Here is a 15837-nt window from a genome sequence, read left to right on the forward strand (position 1 = left end):
ATGACGACCGGGCTTGCAAAAGTATGATCATTGAGGCAGCCTACGTGATCAGCAGCACAGTGTCGTGAGGAGTGAACATGCGATCGCCCGTAGTCGTCATGGGGGTGTCGGGGTCCGGGAAGTCGACGGTCGGAGCCGCGCTGGCACAGCGCCTGAGAGTGCCGTTCGCCGACGCTGACGACTTCCACCCCGCAGCGAACATCGCCAAGATGTCGGCGGGGCAGCCGCTCGACGACGACGATCGTCGACCCTGGCTCGAATCGATCGGCGAGTGGCTTGCCGAGCACGGCGACGGCGGGGTCATGAGCTGTTCCGCCCTCAAACGGAACTACCGTGACCGCCTCCGTGAGCACGCGCCGACGACACTGTTCGCGCATCTGGCCGGCTCGGTCGACGTCATCGCTCGACGCCAGGCATCGCGGCCGGGGCACTTCATGCCCCCGGCGCTCCTCGCGTCGCAGTTCGAGACCCTGGAACAGCTGACCGGAGACGAACGCGGCCTGACCGTCGACGTGGACCAGAGCGTGGACGCCATCGTCGACGAGCTGGTCGCGTCCCTCCCGGAAGATCCCAACTCGAACGACCCGGACCCTGACGGCGAGGAGAACTGACGATGTTGCCGACCACCACGATCCTGGCCGCCGGCGCGGATCTACCCGAACCCGTTGCCCCCGGCTGGCAACTCATCGTCGCGGCGCTGGCCGGTATCGCCGTCATCGTCGTCGCGATCACGATCGCGAAGGTCCACCCCTTCCTCGCTCTGGTGGGCGGCGGCGCGACCGTCGGCATCGTCGCGGGTGAGTCCATCCCGACCGTTCTCGAGTCGTTCACCGCCGGATTCGGCACCACCGCAGCAGGTGTCGGCATCCTGATCGCACTCGGCGCCATGTTCGCCAAACTCCTCGCGGATTCGGGCGGTGCCGACGAGATCGTCGACACGATCGTCGGTCATGCGTCACCCCGGATGCTGCCGTGGGCGATGGCCCTCGTCGGCGCCATCATCGGGCTGCCGATGTTCTTCGAGATCGGTCTCGTGCTGTTGATGCCGGTGATCTACCTGGTGGCCCGGCGCTCGGGTCTCGGTCTGATCCCGATCGGCATACCCGCGCTGGCCGGTCTCTCGGCGATGCACGGCTTCGTCCCGCCGCACCCGGGCCCGCTCGTGGCGATCGACGCCCTCGGTGCGGACCTGGGCACGACACTCGGACTCGGTGTGCTGGTGGCCATTCCGACCATCATCGTCTCCGGGCCCCTGTTCGGGGTGCTCGCGGGCCGGTGGGTGACGGTCGAGGCACCGACGACCTTCGACGTCGATCCGGCCGACGGTCCGACGACGAAGCGCCCCTCGTTCGCGATCACCATGTTCAGCGTCCTGCTGCCCGTCGTGCTGATGCTGGGCAAAGCATTGGCCGAGATCTTCATCGCCGACGAGGATCAGCCCGTGCGCAAGGTCCTCGACATCCTCGGCACACCGCTCATCGCGCTTCTGATCGCCGTCATCGTCGCGATGTTCACTCTCGGACGGGGTTCCGGCATGGACCGCGAGACGATCTCGAAGTGCACGGGCGCGGCCCTGCCCGCCATCGCGGGAATCCTGCTCATCGTCTCCGCGGGCGGCGGCTTCAAAGAGGTTCTCGTCGACACCGGAATCGGCACACTGCTGGCGGACTGGGCGACGGGCGCGAACGTCTCGGTGCTCCTGCTCGCATGGACCCTCGCGGCACTGATCCGCCTGGCAACCGGGTCGGCGACCGTTGCGACGATCACCGCGTCGTCGTTGATCCTGGGGCTGGTCGATGGGATGGGTTCGGGAGAGCTCTCACTGGTCGTACTGGCGATCGGTGCCGGTTCGGTGTTCCTGTCCCACGTCAACGACGCCGGTTTCTGGCTGGTGAAGGAGTACTTCGGGATGACCGTCGGACAGACCTTCAAGGCCTGGTCGATGATGGAGACGGTCCTCTCGGTGTCCGGACTGATCGTGGTGCTCGCCCTCGGCCTGGTCATCTGAGCGTGCGCGGCAGCGCCTGAAATCCGCCCCTGACAACCGCCCTCAGGACCCAGGCCGTCGACATATCGTCGTCGAGCAGGTTGTGGAGGGTGGATTTCAGGGGCGGATTTCTGCGCGGGCTCGGACCGACCGGCACCCCGCTGACCGACTCAGCGGTATCCCGCGGCCGTCGACGGCGCGGACGAACTCGTGGTCTCCGGGTCGGCTTGTCCCACATCGGGATCGCGGTCCGGTGGGGCTGAGGTCGAGGGCGTGGAGGGAGCCGAAGACGTGGCGGCCGACGGGCTCGACGGGGTGTCGTGCCGCGGTTGCCGCACCTCCCGGAGACGTCACCGTACCCGGGGTGGCGCATGAGGAGGCGAGCACGCTCTTGATGATCCGGTGCGTGAGGGTCGGGGTCGGCGACGTCCAGTTGGTGCCCACGCGGGTGAACACCGACACCGTCGTCGAACTGGGCAGCAAGACGAGCACACCCCCGGGGCGACACCAGTCACCTGACTCAAGTTACTGTGCGGTAGGTTACAGTTCCATGAACGGGAGGTCGGGGAGAATCGTGACTCATCGCAGCACTTCGAGACGGATCGTCGGTATCGCCGGGGCGCTGGTGGCGGCCTGCGCGGCCTCATTGATCCCGGCGGCGGTCGGTGCCGCGGCGGCGGGGAACTTCTACACCCCGCCGGCCCGGTTCGCGTCCGAGCCGGGTTCGGTGATCCGCAGCCAGCCGACTCCGCTGCTGCTCCAGATCCCCGGAATGACCGGCCAATGGCCGGGGACGGCCCGCACGGTGATGTACACCTCGCGTCTCCAGGACGGGACGCCCACCCCGGTCACCGGCACCGTCGTCGAGCCGACGGCGCCGTGGCGCGGCAAGGGTCCGCGACCGACGCTGGTCGTCGGGTCGGGGACGATCGGTCAGGGCGACCAGTGCGCTCCGTCGAAGCTGATGGGTCTGCCGCTGGCGGTCGACCTCACGAAGCCCAGCATCGGCGTGAACTACACCGCGCCGGAGATGTACTACATGCTCGTCCACGGTGTCCGTGTCTTCATCACCGACTATGTCGGCATGGGTACGCCCGGCGTCCACACCTACGTCAATCGGGCCGAATCCGGACAGGCGATGCTCGACGGTGCGCGGGCCGCGCTCGACGTCTCGGGTGCGCCCGCCGATGCGCCGGTCGGCTTCGCCGGGTACTCGCAGGGTGGGGGAGCCGCGGCGTCGGCCGCCGAACTCGCCGAGACGTATGCGCCCGAACTGAACGTCCGGGCCACCTACGCCGGCGCGCCCCCCGCCGACCTCGAGAAGGTCATCCCGGCCATCGACGGCACCACGATCGCCGGGGCGATCGGTTTCGCCATCAACGGATTGACCGAGCGATACCCGGACGTCGCCGACGTGGTGCGACGCGAGACCAACCCGACCGGCAAGGCCGCTCTGAAGCAGATCTCGACCAGCTGCATCGGCGATATCATCCCGGCGTTCGGTTTCCGCCGCGTCGAGACGTGGACCCGTACCGGGGAGACGCTGTCGGCCCTCATCGCACGGTCCCCGGGTCTGCAGGATGTGGTCCGGGACCAGCGGATCGGGCGCCTCAAGCCGAATGCGCCCGTCTTCGTCGAAGGCGGACTGCACGACGACGTGATCCCGTACGGCCAGGTCGCGCAACTCGCCGCGGACTGGCGGGCACAGGGTGCCGACGTCACCTTCGTCACCGATCCCACCCCGCCCATCCTGACGAAGTCGATCGTCAACCATGTCGTGCCCATGCTCGGCACGTTCGTTCCCGGCATGGAATTCGTCCTGACCGAGTTCCGGAAATAGGCCGGACGGTGCCGCACGCTCGTCGACGCTGGAGGCCCGCCGGGGCGAGTGGCAGGATCGGGGCATGACGGATCCGCAGGACCCGACCGGTGGTGCGTCCGGCGACCCAGCCGGCCGTGACCCAGCCGGCCGTGACCCAGCCGGCCGTGACCCAGCCGGGCCTGACCCCGACCGTGTCCCGACCCAGGCCGAGCTGGACGCCGAAGACCTGGCCGCCCTCGAACGATCCTCGCGCGATCGGGACCTGGCTGCGCTCTACCCGGCACGGCCGGGTGATCCGGGACCGCCGCCGGACGCGCTCGCGGTGCATGCGCGCCTCGCGTGGTGGGGCGCTGCCGTGATCGGGCTCGTGCTGACGATCTACGGCTTCTTCAACCTGGGGACCATCACCGACGATCTGCGTGGCCGGCTGCTCGAGGGTGTGGTCGCAGATCCGGCGAACTCCGCTCCGGAGAGCGAGGTCGACACACTCGCCGGATTCTTCCCGCCGTTCATGCTGGCGATGATCGTCGTCGTGCTGGCCATCGAGTACGCATGTCTGGTGGCCGCCGCGACCCAGCACAGCCGCCATCTCCGCAACTTCTTCCTGGCAGCCGTCGTCGTGCATCTGCTGTGCATCCCCGTCGGCGTCGACCTTCTGTTCCGGTACCCCGACGTGTCGTCGAGCATGGTCGTCCTCAGCTACGTCCAGTTCGGCCTCCTGGTCGTCGCTGCCCTCTGCACCCTCCGGCGCCCGGTCAACCAGTGGTTGCCGGAGTCGACCCGGATGAAACCCACACGGGTGATGCGCGGACGCTAGTGGCGTGCCGACGTCGCACGCCGGTGTCGTGATCATCACCCCGCGGGCGACGGTGTCGCCGGAATGTTCCGCGGACGGGGTGGGTTGGAACAGGCGATCAGGGGCTACACCGGTTCGGCGGTCACCGTTCACGTGTGATCGCACCGCAGCCCTTGCCGCACAGCGGCAGTCGGATCACGACTGCACGCAGCTATGACAAGAAGGGAGTTCTTGATCATGACCACCACCACCCCGATCACGAGCACACTCACCGACGAGCAGCAGTCCGTCGCCGGAAAGGCGCTGCAGGACACTCTCGTCGACCTCATCGACCTGTCGCTCATCGCGAAGCAGGCGCACTGGAACGTGGTCGGCAAGCAGTTCCGCTCGGTGCATCTCGACCTCGATGAACTGGTCACCGTGTCCAGGGAGTTCACCGATGCGGCCGCCGAACGGGCCACCGCGATCGGCGTGAGCCCCGACGGTCGCGCCGAGACCGTCGCGAAGACCGCCCACACCAAGGGATTCGGTGAGGGATGGACCAAGGACAGCGACGTCGTCGAGGCGATCGTCGCCAATCTGAAGGCAGTGGTCGCGGGTCTCCGCGAACGAATCGGGGTCACCGAGCAGGCCGATCCGGTCACCCAGGATCTGCTGATCTCGTTCGCCTCGAAACTCGAACAGCTGCACTGGATGTGGCAGGCGCAGATCGCCTAGCGAGAACGCCTGACCCTCTCACAGCAACGAACCCCCGCCGAGCTCCGGCCCGGCGGGGGTTCGTTGTGTCTCGGATGGCTCGGTCAGTCGACGGACCGCGCGGAGACCCCGGCGTCGGGGTCCGGCACCTCCGACGCCGGACCGTCCGGGTCCGGATCGGTGTCCTCGGTGGCGTAGGAGTCGCTGAAGGACACCCTCGGGGTGGTCGCCGAGTGGTACAGCGCGATTCCCGTGTACACCAGGGTCGCCACGGCGAACATCCCGGTGGCCACGATGGCCGCGACATGCACGACGGTCGCGAAGGCGCCGTCGAGTGGACCCACCGCCAACGCCCCGGCGCCGGCGAGCACAGCGCCGAGCAGCGCCCACGCGGCACTGCGAATCCACGGTGCGACCACCGAGGCGTAGAAGAGCCGTTGGTAGATGGTCAGCGAGAACTCGTCGACCGCGGCCAGCCGTACCTCGTCGTCGCCCGCGAGGTCGCGCAGTTCCCGGGCCAGCTGGGTCTGGCGTTGCAGGGTCGTCGATTCCCGTTCCCGGTATCGCACGAACCCGACGACGCCGAACGCCGTAGCCAAGAGTCCCAACCCGACCATCACACCCCAGTAGTCCACGGCGTTCACGCTACAACTAGAACCTGTTGCAGTCGTGAAGCGGGTCACAGGGTGCCCTCGTCGTGGCCGGTCACGGCCTTGCCCCCGCCGACGGTCGGGCTCGGGGTGCGGGCGCTGCTAGGTTGGGCGACCGTCTGTGCCGGAACGGAGCCGACCGGGAAGAGCCCGGCGCCGCCGGCGCGAGAGGTTCGATGACGAACGGGAGGGATGTGCGGGTGAGGGCTCGGATGATCTGGACGTCGATCCTGTGCGCGGTCGTGGGCCTCGTCGTGAGTGCCTCGGCCACGGGTGTCGGTGCCCATGGGATCGGGCCCTCGGGGAGCGGCGCGTACACGAGCCCGGCTCCGGGTGTCGACGTGCTGTCCGGTCATGCACCGGAGGCGGTCCTGCTCAGTCGCGAGCTGTATGCCCGCTCCGACGAGGCGATCCTGCTGGGTCGCGATGCCCTCGACGACGCCGCCATCCGGACCGCTGCGGCGCGCGTCGCGCAGGACAGGCACGTGCCGGTGCTGGCCGTGACGTCGCAGACGGCGTCGAGCGTCGGTGACGAGCTCCGACGGCTCGGGGTGAACACCCAGGTCCGTCTCGGCCGGGTCGAGGGCGTGTCGGACTCGCGCTCCGCCGCGGATCTCGACGACCTACGCGGAAACGCTCCGAGGTCGGGGGCCGCCCCGCTGGTGATGCTGACCCGCGACGCCCCAGCCGACGCGATCATGACGGCACGGTCGGCGGCCCGGGTGGTCGAGGTGCCCGTACCGGATCCGCGGGCGACCGCCGAATCGGTGGCCACGATCGAGGCGGCGGCGACCGAACGGACCGCCGTGCGGGCGGTCGGACCCGGGTTCGGCTCGGCCGACGAGTTCGCCCGGCGCGCCGAACAAGCCCGCGGCACACCGCAACTGCCCGGCGGCGGGCAGATCGTCTTCCCGGGCAGGCGGATGGTCGCGCTGTACGGATCGCCGGGCGCGCCCGCGCTCGGTCCGCTCGGACGACAGGGCATCGCGGCGTCGATCGACCGGGTGCGCCGCCTCGCCGCCGACTACCAGCGGGTGAGTGCCGAACCGGTGATCCCGGCATTCGAGATCATAGCCTCCGTCGCATCGGCCGAGCCGGGCCCGGGGTCGACGTACACGAACATGATCGATCCGGAGACCCTCCGGCCGTGGGTCGAGGCCGCCGGCCGCGCCGGGGTCTACGTCACCCTCGATCTGCAGCCCGGGCGGATGGATTTCCTGACGCAGGCGCGTCGCTACGCCGACCTGCTGGCGCAACCCCACGTCGGGCTGGCGCTGGACCCCGAGTGGCGACTCGAACCTGATCAGGTCCACCTCACGCAGATCGGTTCGGTCGGCGCCGAGGAGGTCAACCGGACCTCGGAATGGCTCGCCGGACTCGTCCGAAGCCGGCACCTGCCGCAGAAACTGTTCGTCCTGCACCAGTTCGACGCCGGGATGCTCGACGACCGGCCGGCGATCGTCACCGGTCGCGAGGAACTGCAGGTGGTCCTGCACGCCGACGGACACGGCACACCAGACGTGAAGATGGAAACGTGGCGCAGATTGGTCACCGATCTCCCGGCGGGGATGTGGATGGGCTGGAAGAATTTCTACACGGAGGACAAGCCGACGTTCTCGCCCGCGACCACGCTGGCGGTGCGCCCGTCACCGTGGTTCGTGTCGTACCAGTGACTCTGTGACGTCACCGGGCGGCCCGGACCCGACGGACGTCGTTCGCGGCAGTTCTCCCGCGGGCCCCGGTCGGGACCCGGAGAACTGCTACTCCGCCGGTGGCGGGGCCGCACCGATATGAAGGAGCACCCCGTGGCGACACCCTTGTCCACGCTGCCCGCCGCTGCCGAACTCGCCGCGTGCCCCACGCCGACCGAGCGGGCCGACCCGTTGAAAATCCTCGCGGCACAGGCGCAGAACCGTGTCGCCGACCTCATCCCGGTGCGGCACGCGCGGATGTCGGCCACCCCGTTCACCTTCTATCGCGGTGCGGCAGCCGTGATGTCCGACGATCTGTCGCGAACCCCGAACACCGGGATCATCACGCAACTGTGCGGCGACGCGCACCTCAGCAATCTCGGTCTGTTCTTCAGCCCCGAACGTCGGATGGTGTTCGATCTCAACGACTTCGACGAGACCCATGTCGGTCCGTTCGAGTGGGACGTGAAACGTCTCGCGGCGAGCTTCACGATCGCCGGACGCAACAACGGTTTCGACGACGCGACCAACCGCAAGGTCGCCAAGACCGTCGCCAAGGCGTATCGGCGGGCCATCGCTCGCAGCGCCACCCAGACGACGCTCGAGAACTGGTACGCCGGGATCGACGCCGACGCCTTTCTGACGGACTTCGGACCGAAGCTGGACACGTCGATGAGCGAGCGCACGCAAAAGGCGCTCAAGAAGGCCCGGCATCGTGACAGTGCTCAGGCCCTCGCGAAGCTCTGCGTGGTCGATGCCGACGGGTCCGCGCACATCCGCAGCGAACCGCCGCTGCTGGTGCCGCTGCACGAACGGTTTCCGGCCGAGACCGCCGACATCGTCGCCGAGAGGGTCCGGGAGCGGATCGAGGCCTACCGCGACACCGTGCCGCTGCACGTGCAGGCCCTCCTCGACCAGTTCGAGATCGTCGACATCGCGTTCAAGGTGGTGGGCGTCGGCAGCGTCGGCACGCGGGCATGGATAATCCTGCTCACCGGCAAGGAGATGGGTGACCCGCTGTTCCTCCAGGTCAAGGAGGCGCAGCGGTCGGTTCTCGCCGACCATGTGCCCGCGTCGGGGTTCGACAATCAGGGGCAGCGGGTGGTCGAGGGTCAGCGGCTGCTCCAGGCGACCAGCGACCTGTTCCTCGGCTGGTCGACAGGGACCGACGAGAACGGCGAGCGACGCGACTTCTACGTGCGCCAGCTTCGTGACGGCAAGGGCTCGGTCGTCGTCGAGGCCCTGAGCCCGGACGGGATGAAGTTGTACGCGCAGTTGTGCGGACTGGTCCTCGGTCAGGCCCATGCGCGCACCGCGAGTCGCTCGCAGATCGCCCAGTACCTGGAGACGGCGAGGGGTTTCAGCGACGCCATCGCGGAGTTCTCGATCGGCTACGCGGATCTCAACGACTCCGATCATTCGAGGATGATGGAAGCCATCGGCCGGGGTGAGCTCGAGGTGTACGACCTGGCGGCAGAGGGAAAGAGCTGAGCCGGCCGCAACCGCCTGATTCGACGACAGAGGGGAGATCGCCGGTGGAATCGACTGCGCGAGAGACCGAGACAGCACTGCGGGAGCGGGTGGCCGAGCTGATGCCGCAGGCGAGATCGGATCTCGCGGAGATGGTCGGGTTCCGTTCGGTACACGACCCCGACCAGTTCCCGGTCGAGGAGTGCGACGGGATGGTCGACTGGCTGCTGGAAGCGTTCCATGCCGTCGGTGTCGAGGACGTCACCGCACACGTGACCAGCGACGGCAGCAAGGCGATCACCGGGTCCATTCCCGGCCCGGACGGTGCGCCGACCGTCCTCCTCTACTTTCACCACGACGTGCAGCCGCCCCTCGGCGATGACGAATGGGACTCTCCCGTCTGGGAATTGACCGACCGTGACGGGCGCTGGTACGGCCGCGGAGCGGCGGACTGCAAGGGCAACATCGTCGTACACCTCACCGCGCTGCGGGCGCTCGCCGGCCGCGCCGGGGTGACCGTGAAGATCATCGGCGAGGGGTCGGAGGAGCAGGGGACCGGTGGCCTCGAGGACTTCGCGGTCCGGAACCCGGAACTGCTTCGCGCCGACGCGATCCTGATCGCGGACTCCGGCAACTTCGCCGTCGGGAAGCCGAGCCTGACGACCACGCTGCGCGGCATCGCGAACATCGTGGTGTCGGTGGAGACCCTCGAGTCGGCCATGCACTCCGGGATGTTCGGCGGTGCCGCCCCGGATGCACTCGCGGCCCTCATCTCGATGCTCGCCACCCTGCGTGACGAGCACGGCAACACCACCGTCAGCGGACTCGACGCCGACGCCCGATGGCCCGGTGTGTCCTATCCGCCCGACCGGTTCCGCAGCGATGCAACGGTTCTCGACGGAGTCGGACTGGTCGGTTCGGGATCGGTCTCGGACATGGTGTGGGCCCGCCCGGCCGCCACGGTGCTCGGCATCGATTGCCCGCCGGTGGTCGGCTCATCGGCGGCGGTGCAGCCGCGGGCGCGGGCGCGGATCAACCTCCGGGTGCCGCCGGGGATGGACCCCGTGCATGCGCAGGACGCGCTCATCGCACACCTTCGCGGCGTCACGCCCTGGAACGCGCGAGTGTCCTTCGAGCGTGAGGCCGTGGGGTCGCCCTTCGTCGGTTCCACCGACGGCCCCGCGTACGACACCTTGACCGACGCGCTGTCGACCGCCTACGGCAGTGAGGTCCTCATCCAGGGACAGGGCGGGTCGATCCCGTTGTGCAACGTCCTCCAGTCGCTGTTCCCCGAGGCCGAGATCATGCTGTTCGGTGTCGAGGAACCGCGGTGTCTGATCCACGCGCCCAACGAGAGCGTCGATCCGTCGGAGATCGAACGGACCGCGCTGGCCGAGGCCATCTTCCTACGCGACTTCGGCGCCCGCGGGGCGCCGGCCCGCAGGTAACACTCAGCGTACGACTCAGAGGCCGCTGAATCGCTGCGCCAGCGCAGCTTTCAGCTCCGGCCGGCTGGCGGCGACCAGGACGAACGCGGCTTCGCGGAAGAGGCGTTCGGGGTCGGACCCGCGCACGAGTGCGCGACCCCCGGTGGCTGCCACGAGCGCGGCGGCCGCGTCGAGTGCCAGGCGGGCGGCGTCGGCCCGGGCTGCCAGCAGCGCGGTGGCATCCGCCATACCCGCGTCGAGTGCGGTCCGGACGATGTCGGCACGCTCACGGAGGGCCCGCGCTTCCCGACTGTGGCCGCCGACATCGAGCAGCGCGGTGCAGCGGCGCACGAGGCCGAACGGGAGCGTCCCGTTGAGTCGGACGCCGACGTTCTGGGTCGCGGAGAACTCCTCGAGACCCAGGCGGGTGACGACGCGATCGGAGGGGACGGTCAGGCCGTCGACGCGCAGCGACACCGTCTGGGTCGCGGCGGCCGCGGACAGGTCGACGGGCGTGGCCCGGACCGCACCGGCCGACGCGCCGTCGAGGAGGTCGGGCATGCGCAGGATCGCGGACACGACGTCATCGGTGGCGGCGTCGCGCGCCGAGATCTGCAGGAGGTCGACCACGCCCCAGCCGCTGACGAACGGTGCGTGGCCGGTGAGGATCCAGCCGCCGTCGGTGGCGGTTGCGGTCATTCGCGGCGGCGTGGGCACGACCCCGGCATAGGCGACTCCCGCGCGCAGCCGCCCGGCCACTGTCGCATCGAGCAGTTCCGCGCGCAGGTCGGTGTTCGGGGTCCGGGACAGCGAGAGCACGACGCCGTGATGCTGAATCCAGGTGAAGGCGGTGGCGAGGCAACCGCTGGTCAGCACCTCCAGGATCTCGGTGACCTCGCCGAACTCGAGTCCCGGCCCGCCGGCCTCGACCGGTGCGGCGATGCCGTACAGACCGGCGTCGGCCAGTACCTGCCAGTGGGACTCGGGCACCGAGCCGGTGCGGTCGGTCTCACCGGCCGCCGGGAACAAGACCTGGTCGGCGACCCTGATCGCGGCCGTGCGGAGCTCGGTCCGTCGAGCGGCTGCGGCGTCGTCGGTGGTCACGGATCACACCCTACGACGAGTGTTCCGGCCGGGCCCTGATGTTGGACGCCCGACCAGGTCTCTCGTCGTCGCGTGGCACGGAAATCGTCGTCGCGCAGCACGATCCCGGGACCAGAATCCTTGAAAGTGGGACCAAAGGCCCAAGACCAGGAGGGTGCGCGTCGATAAACTCGGTATCGGGTGGGAGCAGGCTCTCGTGTGGAAGGAACCCAGTGACCGCAATCCTCAATGGTCGGGACATGCAGTCGATACGTGTTGTGCCGGAATCGAATTCGGGTGCTCAACGGTCGGACATGCGGACGAGTGAGCGGTACTTGCGTGCCGCGGTCACCGACCTCATCGAGCGCAATTTCCGTGATCCCGACTTCAGTGTCGAGATCGTCGCCCGGCACCTGCACGTGAGTCGCCGCCACCTCTACCGGGTACTCGCCGGCGGCACCACCTCGCTCGCCGAGATGATCGCCGACCGCCGCCTGGAATGGGCGCAGGGGTTGCTCCTGGGTCCGGGCAACCTGAAACTCGAGGCCATCGCGCACGCATCGGGATTCGCCTCGACGGCCACGATGCGCAATCGCTTCCGGTCGAAGTTCGGGTGCACCCCCGACGAATTCCGCCGCATGGCACCGGTCTCGGGACCGGACGCCGAGGCGAGCTGAAACGACTCCGGCGCAAGCATTTTCATGCCTGCGCCGGAACCTGGTCATCGTCTGACTGTGGCCATCACATAGTGCACAAGGGCGAGTAGTCGCTGCGCCCGCCGGTGGTCGGGGACACGAGGAAGGTGCACGGGTTGTACCCGACCTTCTCGATCTCCGTGGTCAGGCGACGCAATTCCGAGTTGGGCACCACCTTGTCGCGCGAGAGCAGGAATCCCGATCCGCGGCTGGGGTCACCGACGATCGCGTACTGGTAGGGCCCGGTGGGGTCGGCACCGTCTTCGAGGTAGGCGACGATGTAGTTGGGTGCGCTGCCGGGGTTGATGCTCCCCGGGGTCTGCGGGAAACGAACGCTCAGTTGGGCATTCGTCTGGGGGTCGACGACGGTCGCACGTCCGACGACGCCGCCTCGCATGCCGGTCGGGCCGGTGCACTTGTTGTCGACACCGATGGTCTTGGCATCGATGTAGGTGTAGGTGGCGCTGGTGTCCCGGGCGCAGGTGACGCCGAAGAACGACGGCACGGTTGCCAGTTGCCACCACGTGCCGAGGTAGCGGTCCACCTCGACCTTCGCCACCGGGGCCAGCGGCGCGGCCTGGGCCGACCCCGCCCCAGCTGCGAAGCCGACGCTGAGGAGTACGCCCGCGACAAGGGCTGCAAGGGACCGGGTGATGCGCATGGTGTTCCTTTCGTGCGATACGTCGTTCGCGCCGCTCCCTCGGTGGAGCAGCGTCATCAGACGATTCGGACCCGATGCGCGTCGTGGATTGGTCGGTCCCCCGCAGGCCTCGTCTCAGCGACTTTTTGTCACCGACTCAGAGCCGGTCGGTCACAGGTTGTACTCGTTGGTGGGGTTCCACGTGGAGATGGCCCAGATCACGATCAGATCCAGGACGATGATCAGGATCGCCCACGCCGGGTAGTAGGGCAGCCACAGGAACTGCGCGATGATCGACAACGACGCGATGATGATCGCGGAGATGCGCGCCCAGTCGGCGCCCACGGCGAGACCACCGGCGACGAGAATGCCGACGATGCCCAGGATCAGGTGAATCCAGCCCCACGTGGTGAGGTCGAACTCGAAGATGTAGTTGGGACTGGCCACGAACAGATCGTCGTTCGCGATCGCGGAGATGCCCTGGAAGATCGAGACCAGACCGGCTACGAACAGCAGCGCGGCGGCCACGATCGCGATCCCGAAAGCGAAGCCTTGTTTGGCAGACGAGTTGGCCTGCTGGTCAGGGGAAGCGCTCATGGTTTGGCGTGTCCTTTCAGTGGTGGTACGCCGACTCCTGGTCCCGACCGACGGCGCGGCGGCTCTGGTACGGATGGACCACAACAAGAATGGGGTGTGCGACACACTTCCGCACAGTGTTTGAGCCACACCGGGCACATCTTTGACCAGGCGATTTAGTACTCGCCCGAAGTGGGGTATAAGCTATCGCAGGCTACACACGGGGTGTGGCGCAGCTTGGTAGCGCGCTTCGTTCGGGACGAAGAGGTCGTGGGTTCGAATCCCGCCACCCCGACGCTTTGGTTGAGAAGCAGTAGAGGCCCTGGCCTGGAGAAATCCGGTCAGGGCCTCCTCGTTTCTGCAGGTCAGTCGAGGTCCTCGTCCGACGAGACCCGTCCGCCGATGTGGGCCAGGATGATCGGGTCGTCGGTGAGGATGCGGTCGACCTCCTCGCCGCCGTCGCATCGCAGCAGACCCAGCGTGACCCCGTCCGGTCCGTGGTGGACCACCCGCCACGACGCCCCGGAGTCCTCCCAGCGCAGCAGGTCGTCGAGTGTCATCCGAGAGGTGCGCTCTCGGAGCCGCTCAGCTGCCGCGCGAGATCGAGCAGATCCGTCGCGTGGAAGTCGTTGTCCGGCGAGCCGGAGTCGTCTTTCTCGTCCCCGCCCCACTCATCCGGTCGCTCGATGAACGCCGTCCGCAGCCCGAAGGACCGCGCGGCGTCGAGATCGCTCTGGTGGGTCGCCACCATCATCACCTCGGCGGGCTCGGCCTCGAGCAGATCGGCCAGCCCGCAATAGGTCTCGCGCGCCGGTTTGTAGTGCCGCCAGAGGTCGGAGCCGCCGATGACGTCCCAGGGGAATCCGTTGTGGCGGGCCATGTCGGTGAGCAGCGCGACGGTGCCGTTGCTCAGCGCGCAGATGATGTGGTCGCGTTTCAGGTGCCGGAGGCCCTCGGCGGCGTCGGGCCAGCCGGGGATCGTCCGCCAGGCGCGGACGAGAGAGCGTGCCTGCGCGTCGTCGAGCGATATCCCGTACAGCGCTGCGACGTCGTGCAGCGTCTCGGTCTGCAGATCATCGAGGCGCCGCCACGGTAGTTCACCGGCCTCGACCCGGGCCAGGATCGGCGAATACCGGCGTCGCCACTCCTTGGCGAACGCTGCGGAGTCGACACCCGGGACGATCGCCCGGACGGCACCGGAGATGCCGGTGTACCAGTCGGTGACCGTCCCGAACGTGTCGAAAGCAAGGACCTTCACACGGGGATGAAGGTCAGCGCTCACATGGTCTCCCGGGCCAGCTGCGGAAGCGACTGGTCGGCGTCGTAGTCGGCGTCACCGTGCGACACCGGGGTGAGGGTGAGCAGGCTGGCCTCCGGGCGGCAACAGAAACGCGCGGGGGCGTACGGCGACGTGCCCAGGCCTGCACTCACGTGCAGCTTCATCGACGACCCCCAGTTCGACGGGCCCTTGACCCGGGACCGATCGAGCTGACAGTTCGTCACCAGCGCGCCGAAGAACGGCAGACAGAGCTGCCCGCCGTGCGTGTGGCCCGCCATGACCAGGTCGTAGCCGTCGGCGGCGAACCGGTCGAGGACGCGCGGTTCGGGTGAATGGGTGAGTCCGAGCCGCAGGTGAGCCAGCGGATTCGGGCGGCCGGCGACCGTCTCGTACCGGTCCCGTTCGATGTGGGGATCGTCGACGCCGGCCGCGACGACCCGCACCCCGCTGACCTCCAGCTCGCGGACCGTGTGTGTCGCGTCGAGCCACCCGCGCTCGGTGAACGCCGCCCGCAGGTCCTGCCACGGCAGGGGTTCGCCCTGGGTGCGCTGATGGTTCTTCTTGAAGTACTTGAGCGGGTTCTTGGGTTTGGGGCCGAAGTAGTCGTTGGACCCGAACACGAAGAAACCGGGCCGCGACAGCAGCCCGCCGAGCGCCTGGATCACCGACGGCACGGCCTGCGGGTGTGCGAGGTTGTCACCGGTGTTGACGACGAGGTCGGGTTCGAGCGCCTCGAGCTCGGCGATCCATGCCTGCTTGAGACGCTGGCCGGGCATCATGTGCAGGTCGCTGATGTGCAGGACCCGCAGCGGCGTGGCGCCGGGTTCGAGTACCGACAGCGTCGTGTGACGCAGCGCGAATGCGTTGCGCTCGATCACCGTCGAGTAGAACAGCCCGGCCGCGGCGAGCCCCGCCACGCCGGCCAGAGCGCGGGCGGGTACCCCGGAACCGGACGTACCGAGGCGGGGGATGCCGAGGCGTGCGAAGTCGAGTTCGGAGTGCTGCATCACCCCAGAATACGCATC

Annotated in this window: 16 protein-coding genes and 1 tRNA gene; 10 read left to right on the forward strand and 7 right to left on the reverse strand. The window is 68.4% G+C overall.

Going from position 1 to position 15837, the window contains the following annotated elements; translation table 11 throughout:
- The first annotated feature begins 77 nt into the window (after nucleotides 1-77).
- From AC3B6C_RS09935 to AC3B6C_RS09955, 5 genes are all read left to right on the forward strand, one after another.
- Entirely contained in the window at nucleotides 78-611 is a 534-nt protein-coding gene (locus AC3B6C_RS09935; protein WP_488375883.1) for a gluconokinase, read from the forward strand.
- A 2-nt stretch (nucleotides 612-613) separates the two neighbouring features.
- Nucleotides 614-2008 (forward strand): GntP family permease, encoded by a 1395-nt coding sequence (locus AC3B6C_RS09940; protein WP_488375884.1) that lies wholly within the window; start codon nucleotides 614-616, stop codon nucleotides 2006-2008.
- Nucleotides 2009-2537: 529 nt separating this feature from the next.
- Nucleotides 2538-3827 carry a lipase family protein gene (locus AC3B6C_RS09945; RefSeq protein WP_488375885.1) on the forward strand — a complete coding sequence of 430 codons (1290 nt, stop codon included), beginning with the start codon at nucleotides 2538-2540 and terminating at the stop codon, nucleotides 3825-3827.
- Nucleotides 3828-3891: 64 nt separating this feature from the next.
- Nucleotides 3892-4626 (forward strand): hypothetical protein, encoded by a 735-nt coding sequence (locus tag AC3B6C_RS09950; RefSeq protein WP_488375886.1) that lies wholly within the window; start codon nucleotides 3892-3894, stop codon nucleotides 4624-4626.
- 216 nt (nucleotides 4627-4842) lie between these two features.
- Nucleotides 4843-5322, forward strand: coding sequence for a Dps family protein (locus tag AC3B6C_RS09955; RefSeq protein ID WP_010844112.1), 480 nt, complete (start codon nucleotides 4843-4845; stop codon nucleotides 5320-5322).
- Between the two features lie 83 nt (nucleotides 5323-5405).
- Here AC3B6C_RS09955 and AC3B6C_RS09960 read toward each other — a convergent pair whose 3' ends face one another.
- Nucleotides 5406-5945: a hypothetical protein gene (locus AC3B6C_RS09960; protein ID WP_055476964.1), complete on the reverse strand. Its 540-nt coding sequence runs from the start codon at nucleotides 5943-5945 to the stop codon at nucleotides 5406-5408.
- A 182-nt stretch (nucleotides 5946-6127) separates the two neighbouring features.
- Here AC3B6C_RS09960 and AC3B6C_RS09965 point away from each other — a divergent pair, with 182 nt between their 5' ends.
- The 3 genes from AC3B6C_RS09965 to AC3B6C_RS09975 all read left to right on the forward strand — a co-directional run bounded on the left by AC3B6C_RS09965 (nucleotide 6128) and on the right by AC3B6C_RS09975 (nucleotide 10560).
- The gene (locus tag AC3B6C_RS09965; RefSeq protein WP_488375887.1) at nucleotides 6128-7624 is read left to right on the forward strand and encodes a serine/threonine-protein kinase; all 1497 of its coding nucleotides are present in this window, start codon (nucleotides 6128-6130) and stop codon (nucleotides 7622-7624) included.
- A 117-nt stretch (nucleotides 7625-7741) separates the two neighbouring features.
- Nucleotides 7742-9133, forward strand: a complete 1392-nt coding sequence (locus AC3B6C_RS09970; protein ID WP_488375888.1) for a DUF2252 domain-containing protein — start codon at nucleotides 7742-7744, stop codon at nucleotides 9131-9133.
- A 44-nt stretch (nucleotides 9134-9177) separates the two neighbouring features.
- The gene (locus AC3B6C_RS09975) at nucleotides 9178-10560 is read left to right on the forward strand and encodes a M20/M25/M40 family metallo-hydrolase (protein ID WP_488375889.1); all 1383 of its coding nucleotides are present in this window, start codon (nucleotides 9178-9180) and stop codon (nucleotides 10558-10560) included.
- Nucleotides 10561-10575: 15 nt separating this feature from the next.
- Here AC3B6C_RS09975 and AC3B6C_RS09980 read toward each other — a convergent pair whose 3' ends face one another.
- Nucleotides 10576-11643 carry an acyl-CoA dehydrogenase family protein gene (locus tag AC3B6C_RS09980; protein WP_488375890.1) on the reverse strand — a complete coding sequence of 356 codons (1068 nt, stop codon included), beginning with the start codon at nucleotides 11641-11643 and terminating at the stop codon, nucleotides 10576-10578.
- 212 nt (nucleotides 11644-11855) lie between these two features.
- Here AC3B6C_RS09980 and AC3B6C_RS09985 point away from each other — a divergent pair, with 212 nt between their 5' ends.
- Nucleotides 11856-12299, forward strand: a complete 444-nt coding sequence (locus tag AC3B6C_RS09985) for a helix-turn-helix transcriptional regulator (RefSeq protein ID WP_010844118.1) — start codon at nucleotides 11856-11858, stop codon at nucleotides 12297-12299.
- 64 nt (nucleotides 12300-12363) lie between these two features.
- Here AC3B6C_RS09985 and AC3B6C_RS09990 read toward each other — a convergent pair whose 3' ends face one another.
- Together AC3B6C_RS09990 and AC3B6C_RS09995 are read right to left on the reverse strand one after the other, a co-directional pair.
- Nucleotides 12364-12978 carry a lipocalin family protein gene (locus AC3B6C_RS09990; protein ID WP_488375891.1) on the reverse strand — a complete coding sequence of 205 codons (615 nt, stop codon included), beginning with the start codon at nucleotides 12976-12978 and terminating at the stop codon, nucleotides 12364-12366.
- Between the two features lie 150 nt (nucleotides 12979-13128).
- A complete protein-coding gene (locus tag AC3B6C_RS09995; RefSeq protein ID WP_010844120.1) occupies nucleotides 13129-13554 on the reverse strand; it encodes a DUF7144 family membrane protein in 426 nt (141 codons plus the stop codon).
- A gap of 200 nt (nucleotides 13555-13754) precedes the next feature.
- On the opposite strand from AC3B6C_RS09995, the gene AC3B6C_RS10000 reads away from it, so the two are divergent.
- A tRNA-Pro gene (locus AC3B6C_RS10000) sits at nucleotides 13755-13828 on the forward strand.
- Nucleotides 13829-13898: 70 nt separating this feature from the next.
- On the opposite strand, the gene AC3B6C_RS10005 is transcribed toward AC3B6C_RS10000, so the two are convergent.
- From AC3B6C_RS10005 to AC3B6C_RS10015, 3 genes are read right to left on the reverse strand one after another with little or no spacing between them, the layout of a single operon-like run.
- Nucleotides 13899-14093, reverse strand: coding sequence for a hypothetical protein (locus tag AC3B6C_RS10005; protein ID WP_010844121.1), 195 nt, complete (start codon nucleotides 14091-14093; stop codon nucleotides 13899-13901).
- The gene (locus AC3B6C_RS10010) at nucleotides 14090-14815 is read right to left on the reverse strand and encodes a haloacid dehalogenase type II (protein ID WP_488375892.1); all 726 of its coding nucleotides are present in this window, start codon (nucleotides 14813-14815) and stop codon (nucleotides 14090-14092) included. The genes AC3B6C_RS10005 and AC3B6C_RS10010 overlap by 4 nt, the downstream gene beginning before the upstream one ends.
- Complete coding sequence (locus AC3B6C_RS10015) at nucleotides 14812-15819, reverse strand: metallophosphoesterase (RefSeq protein WP_055476958.1); 1008 nt, start codon at nucleotides 15817-15819, stop codon at nucleotides 14812-14814. Before AC3B6C_RS10015 ends, AC3B6C_RS10010 begins: the two co-directional genes overlap by 4 nt.
- Nucleotides 15820-15837 lie beyond the last annotated feature (18 nt).

This window comes from Gordonia sp. 11cp (assembly GCF_057767225.1).